Below are 1231 nucleotides of genomic sequence, written 5' to 3' on the forward strand. Positions count from 1 at the left end.
TGCTCACCGAGGTCTGACCTATATCGCCATCATGCATGCTTGCCTTGTGCAACCGTTGTGTGAGGAGAGGATTTCGAACGATTCGATACGCTGTTCATGTTGCGGTAACTGGTGAGCGGTAAGCGCGGTTACCTGCGAGCAAAGCCCATGCAATGCGCGCATTCCGGTTGGCCTGCGCCACGGCCGCTTGGTTTGGATGCTTTCGGGCCAACAAATGCTCCAACCATGGATCGATCGCGGTAGAGCCGCGTCGCTGGATTCCCTGACACATCCGGACCACCGCGCGTGCGCCGTGAATCAGCAGGGTTCGCAAATATGGGTCACCCCTTTTACTGATGTGAGCCAGACGCTGTTTGGCGCCCGAGGAATGCTGGCGGGGCACGAGGCCAAGATAGGCTGCCAGATGACGACCGCTGGTAAAGCCCTGCGCATTTGCGCCGATGTGGCCAACAAGTGCGGTCGCAGTCAGCAGGCCGATACCGGGAATCTCAGCAAGACGCTGACTGGCGTCGCTGTGCCGGTGCCATTGGCGGATCTGAGCTTCCATCACGTCGATCTTGTGATCGATCTCTCGAACGTGGTCAAACATGTCCATCAGCAACTGCCTGAGCAAGCCCGGCAGTTCGTTGGCCGCATCTTCGGCGAGTCCAGGGATATCGGCAAGATGTGAGATGCCCTGCGGGAGGATCACCCCATACTCGCCCAGCAGGCCACGCAGATGGTTGCTCACTTGGGTGCGCATCTTGACCAGCAGTTGCCGACTGACGTGCAGATGCAGAATGCTCTGCTGCTCCACTGTCTTAACCGCGACGAAGCGCATATTCGGCCGTTGCACCGCTTCGCAGATCGCTTCCGCGTCGTTCATGTCATTCTTGTTTGTCTTGACATATGGTTTGACGAAGTGCGGTGCCATCAGCTTTACCGTATGCCCCATCGCGGCCAGCCTGCGCGCCCAATAATGCGCGCTGCTACAAGCCTCCATACCGATTAGGCAGGGGGGGCAGACGGGTGAAGAACGGTACCATCTGGGACCGGCTGAGACGTTTGCGCAAGACCGTATGTCCTTGAGCATCGACCGCGTGAACTTGGAAAACGTGTTTCGCCAGATCCACGCCGATAGCGGTAATCTCCATTTCGGGTACCTCCACTTCTCAGTTGAACGCGTCGCACGTCAACTTTGGCATATCTGTGCCGCTGGGGTGGGTGGTGCCCATTCCATCTGAATAATTCG

At 57.8% G+C, this 1231-nt stretch carries 1 pseudogene; it reads right to left on the reverse strand.

The features are described 5' to 3' along the window. Nucleotides 1–94 precede the first annotated feature (94 nt). Nucleotides 95–1133: pseudogene (locus AB4Y32_RS40330) on the reverse strand (IS110 family transposase). Nucleotides 1134–1231 lie beyond the last annotated feature (98 nt).

This window comes from Paraburkholderia phymatum, assembly GCF_040965635.1.
Lineage (GTDB): Bacteria > Pseudomonadota > Gammaproteobacteria > Burkholderiales > Burkholderiaceae > Paraburkholderia > Paraburkholderia phymatum_B.